The organism is Pseudomonas sp. R84 (genome assembly GCF_009834515.1).
Classification (GTDB): Bacteria; Pseudomonadota; Gammaproteobacteria; order Pseudomonadales; family Pseudomonadaceae; genus Aquipseudomonas.
On sequence record NZ_CP019426.1, the window covers coordinates 3,767,742 to 3,787,722 of the forward strand.

The following is a 19,981-nucleotide window of genomic DNA, read 5'->3' on the forward strand; positions in this document are numbered from 1 at the left end:
TTATTCGTTGATGCGCCGGGCGAGGCTGTTGGCGCTCTCGATCAGCACCCGGCGATAGTCGTTGTAATTGTTCTTCGCATCGGCCCGAGGGGCGACGATGCACAAGGTGCAAATGGCCACGCCTTGCGGATCTTTTACCGGCGCGGCGAAGCAATGGGTAAAGGTGTCGGCAACACTGTCGAAGGAGAAGAATCCGTCGATGCCGGCCTGACGGATTTCCGCGAGAAAACGTTCTAGAGGCAAACGCTCGCCATCGGGCAGGATGAAGTCGTCTTCGTCGATCAGGTCAATGATCTGTTGATCGCTCAAGTGCGCGAGCAGCAGGCGTCCGGAAGCCGTCCACGGGATTGGCGCGTTTTCGCCGATGTCTGAGGAAATGCGGAAATGCCGCTCGCCCTCCTTCATCAATGCCACCGTGTATTTGCGCCCGTTGAGCAGGCACATCTGCGCGGTTTCATGGGTCTGGCTGACGATCTCCTGCAAGGCGTGATCGGCCTCGCGGCTGAGGTCGAAATGTCGCAGGTGCGCCTGACCGAGAAAGTACAACTGCCGGCCGAGATAGACGTGACCGTCCTTGCCCACCGGTTCCAGAATCCGTCGTTCCAGCAGCGAAGCGACCAGCTCGTAGACCGTGGATTTCGGGCTGCCGATGCCGTTGGCGATGTCGTTCGGACGCAGCGGCTGGCCGACCTCCTTGAGGAAATCGAGGATATCGAACGCCCGGTCCAGACCGCGGGCCCGGCGTTTGATGGTGTCTTCGGTCATTTCAGTGGGTTCCCATTCAAAGTCGCCGGATGGTAACTGGCCCTTGGTGTTGTGTCAGTTGGATTGCTGCCCTCACCCCCCGCCCTCTCCCAGAGAGAAAGAGCCTGACCGTATCGATGTAAATGTAAGCGTCATACGCAAAATCCGCATCGATACAGATCAGTCCCCTCTCCCTTGGGAGAGGGTTAGGGTGAGGGGCTGCGGCCTAAGCAACGCAGCAATTTTCAAGCCTTTTTCTTGTACGCAATGCAGTCGATCTCGACCTTGCAGTCGACCATCATGCTCGCCTGCACACAGGCCCGCGCCGGGGCGTACTCGGGTTTGAAGTACTCGCCGAAAACCTTGTTGAAACTGCTGAAATCCCGCGGATCGTCCAGCCACACGCCGGCACGCACCACATCTTCCAGGCCGTAACCGGCCTCTTCGAGAATCGCGATCAGGTTTTTCATGGTCTGGTGAGTCTGCTCGACGATGCCGCCGACAATGATCTCGCCATCCACCGCCGGCACCTGGCCGGACACATGCAGCCAGCCATCCGCTTCAACGGCGCGGGCGAATGGGCGTGGCTGACCGCCAGCGGCGGTGCTGCCGGTGCCGTAACGCGTAATGCTCATGGGTGTTTCTCCTGATTGAAAAAGTGAAAAATTAAAACCGCGTGCTTTTGAGGAACTCAGCCAGACGCGGCGATTGCGGGCGTTCGAACAGCTCCTTGGGAGCCCCCTGCTCTTCGATTCGCCCCTGATTCATGAAAACGATCTTGTCCGAGACCTCGAAGGCGAAACGCATTTCGTGGGTCACCAGCAACATGGTCATGCCGTCTTCGGCCAGGCCCTTGATGACGTTGAGCACTTCGCCGACCAGTTCCGGGTCGAGGGCTGAAGTGACTTCGTCGAACAGCATCAGACTCGGGTTCATCGCAATGGCCCGGGCGATCGCCACGCGCTGTTGCTGACCGCCGGACAACTGACCGGGAAAGTGATTGCGCCGCTCCAGCAGGCCGACGCGTTCCAGCCATTTTTCCGCGAGGACGACGGCTTCGTCCTTGTGCATTTTCTTCACTTTGAGCAAGCCCAGGGTGACGTTCTGCAAAGCGGTCAAATGCGGGAACAGGTTGAACTGCTGGAACGCCATGCCGGTCATTGCACGATGGCGGGCGATGACTTTTTCCGCATGCCGCACACGCTTGCCGTTGACCTCGTCATAGCCGATGGATTCACCGTCGAGCAGGATCTGCCCGCCCTGGAATTCTTCGAGCATGTTCACGCAACGCAGCAGCGTGGTTTTGCCTGAACCGCTGGAGCCGATCAGCGTCACGACGTTGCCGCGCTGCATGCTCAGGTCGACGCCCTTGAGCACTTCGACCGCGCCGTACTGTTTGTGCAGGCCACGGATGTCCAGCAACGCCTGATTCTGAGGGGAAACTTGAGCTTGAGTCATGGCAGGGCCACCCGCTTTTCAATGTGCCGGCCGAGTAATTCGATGCCGTAGTTGATGACGAAAAACAGAAAACCGGCGAACAGGTAGAACTCCAGGGTCATGAAGTTCCGGGCGATGATCTGTTGGGTGCTGAGGAGCAATTCGGCGACGCCGATCACCGACAACAAGGTCGAAGCCTTGACGATTTCGGTGGACGAATTGACCCAGGTCGGCAGGATCTGCCGCAATGCCTGAGGCAACAGCACGTAGCCGAGGGATTGGTAGAACGTCAGACCGATGGCTTTGCTCGCTTCCATTTGCCCGCGCGGCAACGCTTGCAGCGCACCGCGAACAATCTCGGCGACGTGAGAGCCGCAAAACAGCGTCAGGCCCAAGGCCCCGGCCTGAAATGCGCTGATCTGCCAACCGAGTGCCGGCGCCATATAGAAGCAGGCCAGCACCAATACAAACACCGGTGTGCCGCGAATCAGATCGACGTAAAAACGGAACGGCGCGCGCATCCAGAACTTGCCGTAGGTCAGCACCAGCCCGGTAACCACGCCGAGCATCGTGCCGAGCAGAATCGCCAGCGCCGACACTTGCACACTGGTCAAAAAACCCTGCCACAGCGGTTCGCGCGCGACCCACAATTCATGTAACCAACTTGGAGATTCGTACATCGCAGCCTCCTATCGGCGGATCGCCAGACGCTGCTCGAGGTAACGCAGCAGCATGGCAATGAGGTAACAGGCCGCGACATACAACGCCGTGGTCACCAGCCAGGTTTCAATCACCCGGTAGCTTTCGACGTTGATCTTGCGCGCGTAATAGGTCAGCTCCGGCACTGCAATTGCGGCGGCCAGCGAGGTGTCCTTGAACAGCGAGATGAAGTTGTTCGACAGTGCTGGCAAGACATTGCGCAGCATCACCGGAACGGTGACGTACGCCTTGACCTGCCACTCGCCGAGACCGATGGCCAACCCGGCTTCGCGCTGGCCCTTGGGGATGCTCAGCAAACCACCACGGAACACTTCGGTCAGGTACGCCCCGGCATACAACGAGAGCGTGATGATGAACGAGGGAATCTTGTCCAGACGAATGCCAAGACTCGGCAAGGCAAAGTAGATCAACAGAATCAACACCAGAATCGGCGTGTTACGCACCACCGTGACGTACACCGAAGCCAGCACCCGCAAGGCGCGATGCTTGGAGAGCAAGGCAAACGCCATCAGCAGGCCGATCACGCAGCCGATGGCGATCGACACCAAGGCCAGCTCAAGCCCCAGACCGAGCCCCGCCAGCAAGGTGTCGAAATCGCGCCACACGGCGGCAAAGTTCAACTGATAGTTCATGGTCAGCAGTACCTTGGGCGGGGCGATGTGAGGTCGCCCCACCCTCACGGGATCATTTGAATTCGACTGGGAAACCGATCGCTGGCGAAGGCAGATCTACACCGAACCATTGCTTGAACGACGCCGCGTAGGTCGGGAACTCAACGCCCGTCATGGCTTCATGCAATGCGGTGTTGACGAAGTTGAGCCAGTCCTGATCGCCGCGTTTCACCGCACACGCGTAGGTCTGCGGGCTCCACGCATAGCTTGGGCTGCGGTAGCGGCCGGGGTTCTGCACCATCAGGTATTTGACCGAAGACTGGTCGGTGGCGGCGGCATCGGCGCGGCCGGAGTTAACAGCCTGATACATCAGGTCGACGCTGTCGTACTGATCGACCTTGGCTTTTGGCAGTGCCTGATGCACCAGCTCTTCGGCATAGACGTTTTGCAGCACCGCCACGGTGACGCTGTCGCCGCCGGCTTGCAGGTCTTCGATTTCCTTGTACTTGCTGTTGTTCGGCAACAGCAGGCCAACGCCTTCGCGGTAGTACGGCAAGGTGAACGCGACTTGCTGCGCGCGGCTGGCGGTAACGGTGATGAACTGGCAGCTCATGTCGACTTTGTCGGTGAGCAGATTGGGAATCCGCGCATCGGACGACTGCACCACGAACTCGACCTTGCTCGGGTCGTTGAACAGACCCTTGGCGACGATTCTGGCGATGTCGATATCAAAGCCCTGCAACTTGCCGTCCGCGCCCTGAAAGTGCCACGGCGCATTGGTGCTGCCGGTGCCGACAATCAATTTGCCACGGGCCAGAACACTGTCGAGCTTGCTGTCGGCGGCCTGGGCCATACCCATGACAGCGGACGAAGCCGCAAGAACAAAAACACATGCTTTGAACAACGAAGGACGGCGATGCATGGCAAGCACTCCAGAATTGTGTTTATTCCGCTATACCGGAACACGGTTTGCTACTACGGAATAGACAGCAGAAAGTGTGCCACAGGATTGTTGGAGAATCTGTAGTGCAATGAAATGTTTTCGAAATCAAAGAGATGCAGAAACAGACAGCGCCGCTGCTTCCAGAGACGCCAAGTAGACTCGCTACCGTAGGCTACACACGCCGGGTATTCGCGCCACATTTCGAGGCGCCCTGCACAAAACAAGGCGCGTTGCACCTGTCAGGTCTGACAGTAGGCGGACGCCTCGCGCTGGATTACCGTCAAGAGATACAGCTACACCTGAAACGGAGATTCTGATGAGCGCGAATATCCCTCTCGCTACTTTGCCGCCCACCTACCGCAAAGCCCTGAAAACCTGGCGCCCGGTAATCCTGTATTTCGCCAACGAACATTGCCCCGCCTGCGAATGGGCCGGGCCGATTTTTCGCCAGACGGCCGAGCCATACCGGCATCGCGCCAATATCTACATGCTCAATACCAGCGAGTCCCCGCGCCATCCGCTGGTCACCGGCACGCCCACCGTGCTGTTTTACAAGAACGGTAGACTGGTGAAAAAACTCAAAGGCATCGGCACCGAAGAAACCCTCGCACGGGATTTCGCCGAGCATATCGGCAAGACCAAAGCGCCCGTTGCGCCTCGCAAACAGCTGCATGACCTGCCTTGGCTGCGTCAGACACTTCGTACTCTGCGCACTGTTGCACGTGCTCGCTTGCGGAAATTCCTCGACCGGTGACCACCAGTATCGGTGAGACCCGGGTCGAGGATTGCGATTCGCTGAATCAGGCGGCGCTCAAGGCGTAAGGGGCGTTGTTTGCGTCAAAGCATATCGGGAAGGATCGCTACACTTTTCATCAGTGAATACTGCGGTGCCTGAACCCAAGCATTCGCGAGCAGGCTCGCCCCCCTTTGAAACGCATTCCATTGTGGGAGCGAGCCTGCTCGCGAAGAGGCCGGGACAGTCAGTAGAGAACTCAAGTATTACGCGGCAGCACGCACCAACAACACCCGAGTCACCCGCCGCTCTTCCACGGCTTTGACCGTCATCTGCCAGCCCTCCAGCTCCAGACGGTCACCGATCACCGGCAATCGATCCAGCAGGCTCATCACCAACCCGGCCATGGTCTGATAGTCCTCGGTCGGCTGCGCACCAAACCCGGTGCGCTGGCGCACGCGCGACAGGTTCAATGCACCACTGACGATAAACCCGCCCTGCTCCTCGACCACGTCCGGGCCTTCGACTTCGCTGGCATCCGGCAACTCACCGGCAATCGATTCGAGGATGTCGGTCATGGTCAACACGCCGACAAAATCACCGAATTCGTTGACCACAAAGGCAATGTGCGTCGAGGCTGCGCGCATCTGCTCCAGTGCGTTGAGGATCGAATAACTGTCGAGCAGGTTGATGGTCTTGCGCGCCAGATGTTCCAGGTTCGGCTCGGTGCCGGCCAGGTATTCCTTGAGCAGTTCCTTCTTGTGCACGAAGCCCAACGGCTCATCCACCGCACCATTACGAATCAACGGCAGACGCGAGTAGGACGAGTGCATCAAGCGGGTACGAAGCGCCTCGCGGTCATCGGCCAGATCAAGCGTGTCGACATCGGCGCGCACGGTCATCAGCCCGCGAATCGGGCGCTCGGCCAGTTGCAGCACGCCGCTGATCATCACCCGTTCGCGACGGTCGAACAGTTCGGCACTTGGCGCGTCACCGTCGTCGAGCAGGTCGGAGATCTCCTCGCCCAACTCTTCCGCCGCCAGTTTGCGCCCGCCCAGCAAGCGCATGACCGCATGAGCCGTGCGCTCGCGTATCGGTCGCAAGCCTTGCATCGAACGCTTGCGTCGGGCCCGGGCGATCTGGTTGAACACCTCGATCAGGATCGAGAAACCAATGGCGGCGTACAGATAACCTTTCGGAATGTGGAAGCCCAGACCTTCGGCGGTCAGGGCAAAACCGATCATCATCAGGAAGCCCAGGCACAACATGATCACCGTCGGGTGCGCGTTGACGAAGCGCGTCAGCGGCTTGCTCGCGACGATCATCAAGCCAATCGAGATGATCACCGCGATCATCATCACTGCCAGTTCATCGACCATGCCCACGGCCGTGATCACCGCATCCAGCGAGAACACCGCGTCGAGTACCACGATCTGCGCAACGATCGGCCAGAACATCGCATAAGCGGCGTTGGTCGTGCGTTCGCCGACATGGCCTTCAAGGCGTTCGTGCAATTCCATGGTCGCCTTGAACAACAGGAACACACCACCGAACAGCATGATCAGGTCACGGCCGGAGAAGCTCTTGTCGAACACCTCGAACAACGGCTGCGTGAGGGTCACCAGCCAGGAAATACTCGCCAACAGGCCAAGGCGCATGATCAGCGCCAGCGACAGGCCGATGATCCGCGCACGGTCACGCTGATGCGGTGGCAGTTTGTCCGCGAGGATTGCGATGAACACCAGGTTGTCGATACCCAACACCAGTTCCAGCACGATCAAAGTCAACAAGCCTAACCAGGCCGTGGGATCCGCTAACCATTCCATAAAACGTCTCTATCTCTCTCGGTTGATTCAGGCTGCCGGACACGGCAAAGCGCAACGCGAAGGCTCTGGAGCCGCGTTAACAACGATAGTCGGATGTCGGAAAACTGGATGCTGCGAGTGCGTCAAGACCGCGCCATGGCGCGAGGGGAAGGTGCGACTGGGAGGCTCCGAGAGGGTGTTCATGCAAATCCTGAATGAAAAATGGCCTTGGAGCGTACAGGCTTTGGGAACATTTCCTACAGCGGCAAATCATTTCAAAATCTGTACAGTCTGGAGAGATGTGTTGATTGTGCTGGCCTCATCGCGAGCAGGCTCACTCCTACGGGGGGCGTATTGCAACTTCGTGTCAACGGCCGGCAAAACGCAAACGCGACAACTGCCGTAAATCCCCTTCGACGTAGTAATCGTTAGTCCAACTGTCATCCACCGCCAATGGATTCACCTGCTTCAACGCCAGTTTTTTTGCGAAATAACGAAAGCGGTAATGCTCGTAAAATCGCAACAGCTCCAGGCCGTAACGATCCGCCAGATCGGTGTCGCCACGAATGATCAGGTAATTTTCGTCGTTGCCGTTGCTCGCTGAGGCACTGAGGTTGTGGCTGCCGCTGATGATCGTCGGCGTGTCGGTGGTGAAGTCGGTGACTACCGCTTTAGTGTGCACCAGCAGATTGCCTTTCTGGCCTTTCATGTTCTCGCGCAGCCAGCCTTCCAGACCGGTGTTGAGCAACGCGGTGGCAGCGAATTCGGCGCTGCGGTCGGCGTGGAACCCGGTGATGCGGCTGGCAGTGTTCTGCAGGCCATAACGCAAAATGTCGTCGTGGGGCTGGCCGAGTAACGCGTTAAGAATCGCGTCCGGCAGCGAGAACGCGGTGACGAACAGCACGTCCTTTTTCGCCGCGCTGATGATCTGCACGAACGCCTGCAGATCAGCCCCGCCGGTGCGCGGCGAGAACCCGGCGAACAAAGGTTGCTGCGGATTCATCGGGTTGTGTTCAGTAATCCAGTCACGGGTAACGCCGATATCATCCGGCTGCGCCCAGATCTGCTCGAACGTCTGCAGATAACTGGCGGCAATCGATGCATCGTCCAGCACATGCACCACGTTGGCCTGACGATAAACTCCGTTGGCGGTGAAATTGGTGCTGCCACATAAAACCGCTTCAGGCTGATGAGTGCCGCTGGCATCAACGCGGCTGAGGACCATGAATTTGTTGTGAAAGATATTGTGGGTCACTCGCCCGCGTTTGCTCGCGAGAGGCAGTGCCGCCAGGCTCGCTTCGTTGATCCTGGTGTCTTCATCATCGGGCCGGGCGTGATACAGCACCCGCACCTTTACGCCACGCATGAACGCCGCGTTCACCGCATCGACGATTGCCTGCAACTGATACTCGTAAATCGCGATATCCAGCGCCCACTGACCATCGACCGCACGCTCGATAAACCCGCGCAATCGTGCGAGCAAGCCGTTTTCCAACCATTGCCGCGGCGCATCGGGCCAGGCTCCGATGGGCATGTTTTTGTTGGCGCTGATCTGCGCGTCGAGATCGGGAAACTTGCGCTGGAACGCCTGACTGGCGGCGACCGCACGGTTGAATATCACGCTTTGATTGCTCGGGTGACCGTCATCGGGGGTGATCGTCAGTTCCAACGACTCTCCCAAGTACACGGCATCCGCGGTGCCGTAGGCCAGATGCACGCGATAGTGAAGGGTCATGCCCGGATTGACCGCATAATCGGCCCAGCGAAATTTCTGCAGCGGGGCTTTATCGCTTGGGGTGGCGTGGAACTGGGGGAAGGTATGCGCCTTGCCAGGGAAGGTGAGGCTGTTGAACAGGAACAACCAGGGTTTGCCGCCCTGCTGCTTTTCGATGGCGAAACCCAACAGGCCTTTGCGCCGGGATTCGGCCAGATCCATGGCCAGCAGCACGCCGTTGGTGCCGGCGTAGGCCTTTACACGGAAATCGTCCTGAGGGTTTTTGACCACAACGCGCATCGCTCACTCCTTGTGATTGGGGCTGGGTGCAGCATAGAGCAGTGATTCGGGTTTTGAGTGTTCGGCTCTAGACCGGGTCGATGCAATCGCGAGCAGGCTCACTCCTACATTTGGAATGCGTTCCCCTGTAGGAGTGAGCCTGCTCGCGATGAGGCCCGACCAGACACAGAAAGTATCAGAGGGAAATCAGTTCATCGATATGTCGATACTGCGCATCCAATGCCGTCGCCAGATCCTTGGCCCGGCCCAACCGGATCGGCCCACGCTCGATATCGATCAACAACCCCGGGCACGCCAGCGCCGGTAATCCCGCCCACTGTTTCAGACGCCCATCGGTCACCACCAGCAAGCGTTGCTGCTCGGCAGGAAAGCGCTTGCGCCGCACCGTCAGCCACTGCCCGGCCTGCTCCAGCGCCGCCAGCAACGGCGTGCCACCGCCTGCACCTAAAGCTTCCAGCCACACCCGCAAGCCGCTGGACGCCTTCAATCCCTGCACCTGCCATTTCGGCACCGAGCCACTGGCCGTCAACAATGCGAGTCGCGCCCGTTGCCGGTAAGCATCATCGAACAATTGCGCGAGCAAACCTTTGGCATCGCTCAAGGCCTGATGGCGGCGGGTCGAGGCGGAGGCATCGACGATCACCAGCCACAATTCATGCGGTGAGCGCGTGCGCAGTTGAAACAGCAGATCTTCGCGCGTTCGAGGCCGCCCGTTGAGTAACGAACCCGGCCAATTCACCGTACCGCTGCGCGCCTTATGGCGCTTGCCTTGGCGTCCGTTGTCCAGCTGTCCGGCGCGGGGTCTGGCATTCGCCCCCGCGTCGGATCGGGGGCGAATGCCTAAGGCTTTTTTGGCCAGCTCGGCACTTCACGGCGAGCGCCGGTGGCAAGAGCAGGCGCCGGCAGGTCGCCCCACTGGCCCTGCCCTTCGCTCGACGAGGCCTGGGTTTCGGCAGGCGACTGGGCAGGTTGCTGCGGACTCGATGGCGCTTGCTCACGCCGACGATGGCGCAGGGCAAACTCGGCCACAGCGTCGATATCCTCTTCGCCAATCTCCTCAGCGCCGCGCCAAGCCGCATGGGCGCGAGCCGCGCGCAACCAGACCAGATCGGCACGCAAACCGTCGACGCCAGCGGCAAAACAACGCTCGGTGATCTGCGCCAGTGCGGCATCGTCCAGCGCAATATTGGCCAAGACAGCGCGAGCATTTTCGCAACGCACACGCAGGGCTTGTTGCTCGGCTTCCCACTGTGCGCAGAACGCTTGCGGATCGCTGTCGAAATCCAGACGCCGACGAATGATTTGCCCGCGCTCGGTCGGTGCGGTGTGGCCACTGAGGGCGACGTTCAGGCCAAAGCGGTCGAGCAGCTGCGGACGCAACTCGCCCTCTTCCGGGTTCATGGTGCCGATCAGCACGAACCTCGCCGAATGCCGATGGGAAATACCGTCGCGCTCGATCAGGTTGGTGCCGCTGGCGGCAACGTCGAGCAGCAGATCCACCAGGTGATCAGGCAGCAGATTGACTTCATCGACGTAGAGTACGCCGCCGTCAGCCTTGGCCAGCACGCCCGGCGAGAACTGCGCGCGCCCCTCGCTGAGCGCGGCGTCGAGGTCGAGGGTGCCGACCAGACGTTCTTCGGTGGCGCCCAGTGGCAAAGTGACAAACTGGCCGCTGGCGAGCAGATCAGCCAGGCCACGGGCCAGGGTGGACTTGGCCATGCCGCGCGGGCCTTCGATCAGCACACCGCCGATTTTCGGGTCGATGGCGGTGAGGCACAGGGCGAGCTTGAGGTCATCGGCGCCGACCACGGCGGAGAGGGGAAAATGTGGGGTGTCGGTCATTTGGGGTTTCTCTGTCGTGGTCGTGGGTGTACTTGGTGTGGTGGCGTGTCAGTTGGGGTGGCCCTCACCCTAGCCCTCTCCCGGAGGGAGAGGGAACTGACCGAGGTGTTCTTTCAAGGTACGCCGACCTGAATTATCGAGTTGACTTCGATTCTGAACAGCACACAAATCGGCTCCCTTTCCCCCTCGCCCCCTTGGGGGAGAGGGCTGGGGTGAGGGGGTGACTTTCCTGAGGACGCTACATATCTTCCTCAATATCCAGCAGCAGATTCTCCAGCGCCTCTTTATAAGCCCCCGGTTCCTGCCACATCCCCCGCTGCTGCGCTTCCAGCATGCGTTCGGTCATATCGCGCAGCGCATGCGGATTATGCTCACGTACAAAATCCCGCGTCGCCGGATCGAGCAAATAGGCATCCGCCAACAACGCGTACTGGTGGTCATCGATCAACTGCGTCGTCGCGTCAAACGCAAACAGGTTATCAACCGTCGCCGCCATTTCGAACGCGCCTTTATAGCCGTGGCGCTTGACCCCGTCGATCCATTTCGGATTGGCCGCCCGCGAGCGGATCACCCGATTCAGCTCTTCTTTGAGCGTGCGAATCTTCGGCAGATCCGGTTGGCTGTGATCGCCGTGATAACTGGCCGTTGCTTCACCGCGCAGGCTTTCCACGGCGGCGAGCATGCCGCCCTGGAACTGGTAATAGTCGTTGGAGTCGAGCAGGTCGTGCTCGCGGTTATCCTGATTCTGCAGCACCGCTTGCACCTGGCTCAGACGCTGAACGAATTGCTCGCGGGCGGCGGTGCCTTCGTCGGAACCGCCGTAAGCGTAGGCGCCCCAATTCAGATAAACCTCGGCCAGATCGTCGCGGCTCTGCCATAAACGACCGTCGATAGCGCCCTGCACGCCCGCACCGTAGGCACCGGGCTTGGCCCCGAAGATTCGCCAACCGGCCTGACGCCGCGCCGTTTCTTCATCAAGACCCGATTGCAGCAGAGACTCACGCTCGGCGCGCACTTTTGCCGCCAGCGGATTGAGATCGTCCGGTTCATCCAGTGCCGCTACTGCCTGCACCGCCGCGTCGAACAGACGAATCAGGTTGGCAAACGCATCGCGGAAAAACCCGGAAACTCGCAGCGTGACATCGACGCGCGGGCGGTCGAGCAGACTCAGCGGCAGGATCTCGAAATCGTCGACACGCTGACTGCCGGTAGCCCACACCGGCCGCACGCCCATCAGCGCCATCGCCTGAGCGATATCGTCGCCACCGGTGCGCATGGTTGCCGTGCCCCAGACCGACAAACCGAGCTGGCGCAGGTGATCGCCGTGATCTTGCAGGTGTCGCTCAAGAATCAACGTGGCTGACTGGAAACCGATGCGCCATGCGGTGGTGGTCGGCAGGTTGCGCACGTCCACGGAATAGAAATTGCGGCCAGTCGGTAGCACGTCGAGGCGACCACGGCTGGGCGCACCGCTCGGGCCGGCGGGAACGAATCGGCCGCTGAGGGCGTCGAGCAGGCCGCGCATTTCGGCGGGGCCGCAGGCATCCAGGCGTGGGGCGACGACTTCGCGCAGGTGGTCGATGATTGCGCCGACTTCAGCCCAACGCGGTCCCTGTAGGAGTGAGCCTGCTCGCGATAGCGGTGTGTCAGGCAAATCTGTATCGCATGACACTCCGCTATCGCGAGCAGGCTCACTCCTACAAGGGGATTGCAGCGTCTGGAAAATCAGTTCAGTGGCAAACAGTTCGAGGCGTTCGCGGGTATCGCCAGCGGTGCGCCAGACTTCGTCGCTTTGCGATTGCAGGTGCTCGGGGCGTGGGCCTGCCCATGGATCGGCTAGTGCGCAATCGAGCGGATCGAATCCGAGTTCGAATGCTTTGGCCAGTGCGCGCAGCAGGCTCGATTGCGCGCCCTTCCCGTCTCCGCGTGGAATGCGCAGCAACGCCAGCAACGTATCAATCCGCAAACGCCCCGTCGGTGACTCACCGAAGACGTGCAAGCCATCGCGAATCTGCGATTCCTTCAAATCACACAAATACGTATCGAGACGCGGTAGCCAGATCGCCGCATCAGCATCGCTGTCCAGCCCGGCATCGAGTTGCAGTTCGCGGTCGATCTGCGTTTCGCGCACCAGTTGCAGAATGTCGCGTTGCAACTCGCGGGCACGGCGCGGATCAAGCAGTTGCGCTTCGTAATACTCGTCGGCCAGCAGCTCCAGATTGCGCAGCGGGCCGTAGGTTTCGGCGCGGGTCAGCGGCGGCATCAGGTGGTCGATGATCACCGCTTGCGTGCGCCGCTTGGCCTGGGCGCCCTCGCCCGGGTCGTTGACGATAAACGGATAGATGTTCGGCAGCGGCCCGAGCAACGCATCCGGCCAGCAGTTTTCCGAAAGCCCGACGCCTTTGCCCGGCAGCCATTCAAGGTTGCCGTGCTTGCCGACGTGGATCACGCCGTGCGCGCCGTAGGTATTGCGCAGCCAGAAATAGAACGCCAGATACGCGTGCGGCGGCACCAGATCCGGGTCGTGATAGACCGCACTCGGGTCAACCTGATAACCGCGCGCCGGTTGAATGCCGACGAAGGTCAGGCCGAAGCGCAGACCGGCAATCATCATCCGCCCGTCGCGGCACATTGGATCGTTTTGCGGCGCGCCCCAGCGCTCGATCACTGCGGTTCGATTGGCCTCGGGCAGCGCGTTGAACATCGTCAGGTAAGCGTCCATCGCCAGGCTTTGCTGGCACGGGCGCAGGTCAATCGTGTCGAGATCGTTGCTGACGCCGCCGAGCAATTGCTGGATCAACTCGGTGCCGCTATTCGGCAGCTCTGCCGTGATCGGATAACCCTCAGCCTGCAACGCGCGAAGAATATTCAGCGCCGCCGCCGGCGTGTCGAGGCCGACGCCGTTGCCGATGCGTCCGTCGCGGGTCGGGTAGTTGGCGAGGATCAGCGCGATGCGTTTTTCGCCATTCGGCACCCGCGCCAGATCGATCCAGCGCCGCGCCAGTTCGGCGACAAAATCCATGCGTTCGGGTTGCGCACGATAGCAGACCACATCGGACTGACTGCGCTCACTGCGCCAGGCCAGATCCTTGAAGCTGATCGGCCGGCTGATGATGCGCCCGTCGAGTTCCGGCAAGGCAATGTGCATCGCCAGATCGCGCGGGCCGAGGCCTTGCTCGCTGTCGCGCCAGCCGGGCTCGTTGTCCTGCGCGCAGATCGCCTGGATCACCGGAATATTGCGGCGAAACGGCCGCAGATGCGGCGCTTCGGGGCTGGACTGAGCGAATCCGGTGGTGTTGAGAATCACCCCCGCCTCGACTTCATCCAGCCAATCCTCGACCACCGCCAGGCAGCCGGGTTCTTTCAGACTGGCCACGGCGATCGGCAGCGGATTCAACCCCGCTGCCTGCAAGCGCTGGCAGAACACATCGATGAACGCGGTGTTCGCCGCTTGCAAATGCGAGCGGTAAAACAGCACCGCCGCAACCGGGTTTTCCGGCAGCCATTCGGCTTGCCAGTCACTCAGTGCGGCGCTGGTTTTATTCGGGTGGTAAATCGCCGTGCGCGGCAGGGTCTGCGGTTCTTCCCAGGCGTAATCGCGGGAGAGCCAACGGCTGGCCAGACAGCGGAAGAAATCCAGCGCATTGCCCATGCCGCCCTGACGCAGGAATTGCCAGAGCCGGTCGCGTTCCTCGGCGTTGACGGTGCTCAAGTCGCTGAGTTCCGGATCGGGACGGTCATCGCCCGGTACCAGAATCAACTGCACACCACGCTCGGACAGCTCGACCAGCCGCTCGACACCATAGCGCCAATAGGCAATGCCGCCATGCAGCGAAATCAGAATCACCTTGGCGTGGCGCAGCACTTCATCGACGTACAGATCGACCGAGGCGTGATTCTGCACCTGCATCGGATTGGCCAGACGCAGGCTCGGATAATCTTCCGGCAACTGCTGCGCGGCTTCGGCGAGCAGCGCCAGGCTGGAGTCGCCGCTGCACAGGATCACCAGCTCGGCGGGGGTTTGTCCAAGGTCGGCAATGTTGTCATCCGAGACGAATCCGCCGGGCTGAGTCCTGAGCAGGTGCATGGTTTAAACGCTGAGCGCAGCGCGCAGTTGCGCTTCGAGTTGGGCGGCGTCGAGTTCCTGACCGATCAACACCAGACGCGTGACGCGCGCTTCATCGGCGCCCCACTGACGGTCGAAGTGCTTGTCGAAACGCGTGCCGACGCCTTGAATCAGCAAGCGCATTGGCTTGTTCGGGATGGCGGCGAAACCTTTGACACGGAGGATGCCGTGCTTGACCACCAGTTGCGTCAGGGCGTCGAGCAGCAGGCTTTCATCGGCTTGCGGCAGTTCGATGGAGATCGAATCGAAGGCGTCGTGATCGTGGTCATCGTGGTCGTCATCGCCTTCACCGTGGTGATGATCATGGTGGCTGTGGCGACTGTCGATGTGTTCTTCGGAACCGGCGCCAAGGCCGATCAGCACGTCCAGCGGCAGACGGCCGTTGCTGGCTTCGATGATTTTCACCGCCGGTGGCAGCTCTTCGGCGACTTCAGCGCGCACGCGAGCGAGATCTTCCGGACTGGTCTGGTCGGCCTTGTTGAGAATGACGAGGTCGGCGCTGGCCAGTTGGTCAGCGAACAGTTCGTGCAGCGGCGATTCGTGATCGAGATTCGGATCGAGTTTGCGCTGGGCGTCGACCTGATCCGGGAACGCGGCGAAGGTGCCAGCGGCTACGGCCGGGCTGTCGACCACGGTGATCACCGCGTCAACGGTGCAGGCGCTGCGGATTTCCGGCCACTGGAACGCTTGCACCAGTGGTTTTGGCAGGGCCAGGCCCGAGGTTTCGATGAGGATGTGGTCGAGGTCGCCGCGACGCGCGACCAGTTCGCGCATCACCGGGAAGAATTCTTCCTGAACGGTGCAGCACAGGCAGCCGTTGGCCAGTTCGTAAACGCGGCCGGTGGCTTCTTCTTCGGTGCAGCCGATGGTGCATTGCTTGAGGATTTCACCGTCGATGCCCAACTCGCCAAACTCATTGACGATCACCGCGATACGACGGCCCTGCGCGTTGTCGAGCATGTGCCGCAGCAATGTGGTCTTGCCCGAGCCGAGGAAGCCGGTGACGATGGTGACGGGGAGTTTGGCCAGTGTTTTCATCGGTATGCCCTTTGGCAAGCGGCGGGCATACGGGACGAGAACCGGCAACGCACGTGCGCGCCCGGAGAGTTCGCCACCGGATCACCCCGCCCGGTTGAATTGAGAATCTGTGACGAGGCAGGTCTCCTGGCTGACGGCGTTCAGGCGCTGGGCCTGGCGTTGGCTGCGCCTTCCCGCGGGCTCATCGATTGAGCTGGCAGTGGCGTGGCAGCGAACATCACCGTTCACAGTTGCGGGGGCAGCCGCGGCATTGACCGCGTTCCCTTCTTAGCTTCGGCAACGGCCGAAGAACCTCGAATGCGCAAGGCTACGCATCGTCGAAGGGTGGGTCAATGGGCGTTGAGTTTTGGTTTTGGGGGCATATCCGTTGCTGCGGGTGCTGCCGCTGGCGGTTTCGCTCTTACAGCGAGTCACCTTTTCCAAACGCCGAAAAGGTAACCCAAAAGGCTTTGCCCCGGCGTACGGCACTTCGCTGAGGCTCAGTGTTCCCTCGCTACGGTGTCCATCCGGGGGCATCGCCTACGGTTTGCTTCGCTGCACCTCCTCTCGATGTGTTCGACTTCGTCGAACGGCGCTGCGCGCCTAACCCCGGATGAACACCTTCGCTCGGCCTTCCGAAGGGGTAAAAGATCAAAAACCAAAGCCAAAGCAAGATCACAAGCCAAATCAAAAGCCCCTCACCCTAGCCCTCTCCCAAAGGGAGAGGGGACTGATCGTGGTGTTTAGGAGAGATGCGCCGACTTGAAATACCGAGTCGAACTCAGATTCTGAAACAGATCAAAAGCCCCTCACCCTAGCCCTCTCCCGGAGGGAGAGGGGACTGATTGCGTGGAATGGAAGAGGTACACCGACGTGGAATACCGAGTGGAACGCACATTTTGAAGCACCTACCAATCGGCTCCCTCTCCCTCGGGAGAGGGCTGGGGTGAGGGGCAGCAACAACGCAAATCAAAAGCCGAACGCGCCCCGCTCCTCACCACTCAATAGGCCGAGTGTCAGCTCGCCTGCTCTTGATCTTGATCCACGGGCGACATCGGAAGGCTGAGTGGAGGGATTGATCCGGGGGTGGGAGCGCAGCGACCGTTTGGCGCAGCCAAACACAGCGGGAGTAGGTGCAGCGAAGCAAACCGGAGACGCTGCGCCCGGATCGATCCCGGAGCGAAGGAACCCCGAGCCCCAGCGAGCGGGCCGCACGCAGGAGCAAGCCTTTTTGGTTACTTTTTCGGCGTCTGGAAAAAGTGACCCGCCGTAAGGGCGGAACCCTAATCAGCAACACCCGCAGCAACGGATATACACCCAAAAATTGACCAAAACCCCACCCCCATGCTCTCCTACACAACTTGTTACGGGTGCCCTTCACAGGGTGAAACGGGAAACCGGTGAATCATGTGCTTTACTCAAGCCCATGTCAGTCCGGTGCTGCCCCCGCAACGGTAAGCGAGCGAAGCGTCAAAACCACTGTGCCCGTGCGGCATGGGAAGGAGACGCTTGCAGGTCGGCCTGACGCCAACCCCTCGTGAGCCCGGAGACCGGCCCGCAACACACAGCCCGCACCTTGTGCGTCGCTGAACATAACAAACCCGCGGTGGGCGGGCGCTGTTCGAACCTCTGCGAGCCCGACCCGCAGGGGTTTTCATGCGCTCGATTCACCCACTGACATTCCAGAGGGAAGCGCCATGTCGATCATCAGCAGCACCGGCAGCAACACGGACAAAATCACCAGCACCACGACTCTGAGCCAACGCCTGACCGCCGCCGTCTTCGCGTCGATCCTCGGCGCCTGCCTGGTTTATTTCGCCGGCTTCTCGCACATCGAAGCGGTGCACAACGCCGCCCACGATACCCGCCACAGCGCCGCGTTCCCGTGCCACTGAGACCTGCCGACATGATCAAGCGAATTGCGCAAACCGCAGGTTTCACCGGACTGCTGGCCGCTCTGCTCCTCACTCTGCTGCAAAGTTTCTGGGTATCGCCACTGATTCTTCAGGCCGAGACGTTCGAGAAAGCCGAACCGGTTGCCGAAGTTCACGAGCACGCCGCCGGCACCGCTGCGCACACCCACGACACTGAAGCCTGGGAGCCGGAAGACGGCTGGCAACGTGTGGTCTCGACCACGGGCGGCAATCTGGTGGTGGCTGTCGGCTTCGCCCTGATGCTCGCAGGTCTCTACACCCTGCGCGCGCCGACCAAAACCTCGCAAGGCCTGCTCTGGGGCCTGGCCGGTTACGCGACATTCGTACTGGCACCGACGATGGGCCTGCCACCTGAATTGCCGGGCACTGCCGCTGCTGATCTGGCCTCACGCCAGACGTGGTGGATCGGCACCGCCGCTTCGACCGCTGTCGGCCTGTCGTTGATCGCGTTCAGTCGTCACTGGCTGATGAAGATCCTCGGCGTGGCCATCCTCGCCGTGCCGCACGTGATCGGCGCGCCGCAACCGGAAGTGCATTCGATGCTCGCCCCCGAGGCATTGGAAGCTCAGTTCAAAATCGCTTCGCAGTTGACCAACGTGGCGTTCTGGCTGGCCTTGGGCCTGATCAGCGCCTGGTTGTTCCGCCGCAAAAGTGCTGGCCAATACCACTCATGACCGATGACAGCGCAGCGCCGACCTTTGTAGTCGGCCTGGGCTGCCAGCGCGGCTGCCCGGCCAGCACGCTGCGCGCGTTACTCGACCAAGCCTTACAGGCGCACCGCATAGAGCTTGAAACGGTCAAGGCGTTGGCCAGCATCGACCTGAAGCGCGACGAGCCGGGGCTGCAAGAACTTGCTACGCAACTCGCCCTGCCCTTGCTGTACTTCAGCAGCGAAGAACTGGCCAGTTATCAACAACGACTCAGCCACCATTCGCAAATTGCCTACGAACGCACCGGTTGCTACGGCGTGGCGGAAAGTGCAGCGTTGGCACTCGCCGAACAGCTGATTCAGGCCCCGGCAAAACTGCTGATTTCCCGGCAGAAATACGCTCAGGCCACGTTGGCATTGGCCGGCGCGGCGTAAATTCCCGATAATCCCCACCATTGATCATGAGCGTTGTTCATCTGCAACGCGGTCGTGCCCTCTTTTACTCAGGATTTAACGATGACCGTTTACTTCATCGGCGCCGGCCCCGGCGACCCGGAACTGATCACCGTCAAAGGCCAGCGGCTGATCCGCAGTTGCCCGGTGATTATCTACGCAGGTTCCCTGGTGCCCGCGGCGGTGCTCGCCGGCCATCAAGCCGAAACGGTGGTCAACAGCGCTGAATTGCATCTGGAACAGATCATCGAATTGATCAAAACCGCGCATGCCAATGACCAGGATGTGGCGCGGGTGCACTCCGGCGACCCGAGTCTGTACGGTGCGATTGGTGAGCAGATTCGTTACCTGCGTGAGCTGAATATTCCGTTCGAGATCATTCCCGGCGTGACCGCGACCGCCGCGTGTGCGGCGTTGCTGGGTGCGGAACTGACCCTGCCGGACGTGTCGCAAAGCGTGATTCTGACCCGTTACGCCGACAAGACCGCCATGCCGGCAGGCGAAGAACTCGGCAGTCTGGCGCAGCACGGCGCGACCATGGCGATTCATCTGGGGGTCAACCATCTGGAGAAGATTCTGGCGGAACTGCTACCGCATTACGGCGCCGATTGCCCGATCGCGGTGATTCACCGGGCGACGTGGCCGGATCAGGATTGGGTGGTCGGGACGCTGGCGGATATCGCCGGAAAGGTCGAGGCCAAAGGGTTTCGGCGTACGGCGTTAATTTTGGTGGGCCGGGTGTTGGGTAGTGAGGTGTTTAGCGAGTCATCGTTGTATCGCGCTGGGCATGCTCACCTCTATCGCCCATGAAGGCCCCTTCGCGAGCAGGCTCGCTCCCACATTGGGAATGCGATCGAAGGTGGGAGCGAGCCTGCTCGCGAAGGCGTCGGTACATTTCATCCATAAAAAACTCACCCATAAAAAAACGGCGCTCACGGGGCGCCGTTTTTCAT

Annotated in this window: 17 protein-coding genes and 2 riboswitches; of the genes, 5 read left to right on the top strand and 12 right to left on the bottom strand. The window is 60.6% G+C overall.

Annotated features, from left to right (window positions below; translation table 11 throughout):
• The 6 genes from PspR84_RS16585 to PspR84_RS16610 form a co-directional block, all read right to left on the bottom strand.
• Positions 1-765, bottom strand: a complete 765-nt coding sequence (locus PspR84_RS16585) for an IclR family transcriptional regulator (protein ID WP_160058246.1) — start codon at positions 763-765, stop codon at positions 1-3.
• A 224-nt stretch (positions 766-989) separates the two neighbouring features.
• The gene (locus PspR84_RS16590) at positions 990-1,379 is read right to left on the bottom strand and encodes a RidA family protein (RefSeq protein WP_160058248.1); all 390 of its coding nucleotides are present in this window, start codon (positions 1,377-1,379) and stop codon (positions 990-992) included.
• Between the two features lie 31 nt (positions 1,380-1,410).
• Complete coding sequence (locus PspR84_RS16595) at positions 1,411-2,202, bottom strand: amino acid ABC transporter ATP-binding protein (RefSeq protein ID WP_160058250.1); 792 nt, start codon at positions 2,200-2,202, stop codon at positions 1,411-1,413.
• The gene (locus tag PspR84_RS16600) at positions 2,199-2,861 is read right to left on the bottom strand and encodes an amino acid ABC transporter permease (protein WP_095047813.1); all 663 of its coding nucleotides are present in this window, start codon (positions 2,859-2,861) and stop codon (positions 2,199-2,201) included. Before PspR84_RS16600 ends, PspR84_RS16595 begins: the two co-directional genes overlap by 4 nt.
• Before the next feature lie 9 nt (positions 2,862-2,870).
• On the bottom strand, positions 2,871-3,533 hold the full coding sequence (locus tag PspR84_RS16605) for an amino acid ABC transporter permease (protein ID WP_003225455.1): 663 nt from the start codon (positions 3,531-3,533) through the stop codon (positions 2,871-2,873).
• A gap of 52 nt (positions 3,534-3,585) precedes the next feature.
• Positions 3,586-4,434 carry a transporter substrate-binding domain-containing protein gene (locus tag PspR84_RS16610; protein ID WP_160058252.1) on the bottom strand — a complete coding sequence of 283 codons (849 nt, stop codon included), beginning with the start codon at positions 4,432-4,434 and terminating at the stop codon, positions 3,586-3,588.
• A gap of 337 nt (positions 4,435-4,771) precedes the next feature.
• Here PspR84_RS16610 and PspR84_RS16615 point away from each other — a divergent pair, with 337 nt between their 5' ends.
• Entirely contained in the window at positions 4,772-5,209 is a 438-nt protein-coding gene (locus tag PspR84_RS16615; RefSeq protein ID WP_160058254.1) for a thioredoxin family protein, read from the top strand.
• Between the two features lie 245 nt (positions 5,210-5,454).
• Here PspR84_RS16615 and PspR84_RS16620 read toward each other — a convergent pair whose 3' ends face one another.
• The 6 genes from PspR84_RS16620 to cobW form a co-directional block, all read right to left on the bottom strand.
• Complete coding sequence (locus PspR84_RS16620; RefSeq protein ID WP_160058256.1) at positions 5,455-7,014, bottom strand: TerC family protein; 1,560 nt, start codon at positions 7,012-7,014, stop codon at positions 5,455-5,457.
• Positions 7,015-7,360: 346 nt separating this feature from the next.
• Positions 7,361-9,007: a phospholipase D-like domain-containing protein gene (locus tag PspR84_RS16625; RefSeq protein ID WP_160058257.1), complete on the bottom strand. Its 1,647-nt coding sequence runs from the start codon at positions 9,005-9,007 to the stop codon at positions 7,361-7,363.
• Between the two features lie 175 nt (positions 9,008-9,182).
• On the bottom strand, positions 9,183-9,845 hold the full coding sequence (locus tag PspR84_RS16630; protein ID WP_238785324.1) for a VWA domain-containing protein: 663 nt from the start codon (positions 9,843-9,845) through the stop codon (positions 9,183-9,185).
• Positions 9,846-9,847: 2 nt separating this feature from the next.
• Positions 9,848-10,849 carry an AAA family ATPase gene (locus PspR84_RS16635; RefSeq protein WP_160058259.1) on the bottom strand — a complete coding sequence of 334 codons (1,002 nt, stop codon included), beginning with the start codon at positions 10,847-10,849 and terminating at the stop codon, positions 9,848-9,850.
• A gap of 238 nt (positions 10,850-11,087) precedes the next feature.
• A complete protein-coding gene (gene cobN / locus PspR84_RS16640; RefSeq protein ID WP_160058261.1) occupies positions 11,088-14,936 on the bottom strand; it encodes a cobaltochelatase subunit CobN in 3,849 nt (1,282 codons plus the stop codon).
• A 3-nt stretch (positions 14,937-14,939) separates the two neighbouring features.
• A complete protein-coding gene (cobW, locus tag PspR84_RS16645; RefSeq protein ID WP_034154301.1) occupies positions 14,940-16,013 on the bottom strand; it encodes a cobalamin biosynthesis protein CobW in 1,074 nt (357 codons plus the stop codon).
• Positions 16,014-16,111: 98 nt separating this feature from the next.
• Positions 16,112-16,324, bottom strand: a riboswitch (cobalamin riboswitch).
• Between the two features lie 1,019 nt (positions 16,325-17,343).
• A riboswitch (cobalamin riboswitch) is annotated at positions 17,344-17,566 on the top strand.
• A gap of 123 nt (positions 17,567-17,689) precedes the next feature.
• On the opposite strand from cobW, the gene PspR84_RS16650 reads away from it, so the two are divergent.
• From PspR84_RS16650 to cobM, 4 genes are all read left to right on the top strand, one after another.
• Positions 17,690-17,887 (top strand): CbtB domain-containing protein, encoded by a 198-nt coding sequence (locus PspR84_RS16650; protein ID WP_160058263.1) that lies wholly within the window; start codon positions 17,690-17,692, stop codon positions 17,885-17,887.
• An 11-nt stretch (positions 17,888-17,898) separates the two neighbouring features.
• Positions 17,899-18,600, top strand: coding sequence for a CbtA family protein (locus PspR84_RS16655; protein ID WP_160058265.1), 702 nt, complete (start codon positions 17,899-17,901; stop codon positions 18,598-18,600).
• A complete protein-coding gene (locus PspR84_RS16660) occupies positions 18,597-19,010 on the top strand; it encodes a cobalamin biosynthesis protein (RefSeq protein ID WP_137219332.1) in 414 nt (137 codons plus the stop codon). The genes PspR84_RS16655 and PspR84_RS16660 overlap by 4 nt, the downstream gene beginning before the upstream one ends.
• Before the next feature lie 81 nt (positions 19,011-19,091).
• On the top strand, positions 19,092-19,838 hold the full coding sequence (gene cobM / locus PspR84_RS16665; protein ID WP_160058267.1) for a precorrin-4 C(11)-methyltransferase: 747 nt from the start codon (positions 19,092-19,094) through the stop codon (positions 19,836-19,838).
• The last annotated feature ends 143 nt before the right edge of the window (positions 19,839-19,981 follow it).

What these genes read in the sequence shown, in the direction of transcription:
- PspR84_RS16600 (WP_095047813.1), bottom strand. Translation starts at nt 2,861, where the DNA reads ATGTACGAATCTCCAAGTTGGTTACATGAATTGTGGGTCGCGCGCGAA.
- PspR84_RS16625 (WP_160058257.1), bottom strand. Translation starts at nt 9,007, where the DNA reads ATGCGCGTTGTGGTCAAAAACCCTCAGGACGATTTCCGTGTAAAGGCC.
- PspR84_RS16595 (WP_160058250.1), bottom strand. Translation starts at nt 2,202, where the DNA reads ATGACTCAAGCTCAAGTTTCCCCTCAGAATCAGGCGTTGCTGGACATC.
- PspR84_RS16635 (WP_160058259.1), bottom strand. Translation starts at nt 10,849, where the DNA reads ATGACCGACACCCCACATTTTCCCCTCTCCGCCGTGGTCGGCGCCGAT.
- cobM (WP_160058267.1), top strand. Translation starts at nt 19,092, where the DNA reads ATGACCGTTTACTTCATCGGCGCCGGCCCCGGCGACCCGGAACTGATC.
- cobN (WP_160058261.1), bottom strand. Translation starts at nt 14,936, where the DNA reads ATGCACCTGCTCAGGACTCAGCCCGGCGGATTCGTCTCGGATGACAAC.
- PspR84_RS16590 (WP_160058248.1), bottom strand. Translation starts at nt 1,379, where the DNA reads ATGAGCATTACGCGTTACGGCACCGGCAGCACCGCCGCTGGCGGTCAG.
- PspR84_RS16605 (WP_003225455.1), bottom strand. Translation starts at nt 3,533, where the DNA reads ATGAACTATCAGTTGAACTTTGCCGCCGTGTGGCGCGATTTCGACACC.
- cobW (WP_034154301.1), bottom strand. Translation starts at nt 16,013, where the DNA reads ATGAAAACACTGGCCAAACTCCCCGTCACCATCGTCACCGGCTTCCTC.
- PspR84_RS16650 (WP_160058263.1), top strand. Translation starts at nt 17,690, where the DNA reads ATGTCGATCATCAGCAGCACCGGCAGCAACACGGACAAAATCACCAGC.
- PspR84_RS16610 (WP_160058252.1), bottom strand. Translation starts at nt 4,434, where the DNA reads ATGCATCGCCGTCCTTCGTTGTTCAAAGCATGTGTTTTTGTTCTTGCG.
- PspR84_RS16620 (WP_160058256.1), bottom strand. Translation starts at nt 7,014, where the DNA reads ATGGAATGGTTAGCGGATCCCACGGCCTGGTTAGGCTTGTTGACTTTG.
- PspR84_RS16615 (WP_160058254.1), top strand. Translation starts at nt 4,772, where the DNA reads ATGAGCGCGAATATCCCTCTCGCTACTTTGCCGCCCACCTACCGCAAA.
- PspR84_RS16585 (WP_160058246.1), bottom strand. Translation starts at nt 765, where the DNA reads ATGACCGAAGACACCATCAAACGCCGGGCCCGCGGTCTGGACCGGGCG.
- PspR84_RS16655 (WP_160058265.1), top strand. Translation starts at nt 17,899, where the DNA reads ATGATCAAGCGAATTGCGCAAACCGCAGGTTTCACCGGACTGCTGGCC.
- PspR84_RS16660 (WP_137219332.1), top strand. Translation starts at nt 18,597, where the DNA reads ATGACCGATGACAGCGCAGCGCCGACCTTTGTAGTCGGCCTGGGCTGC.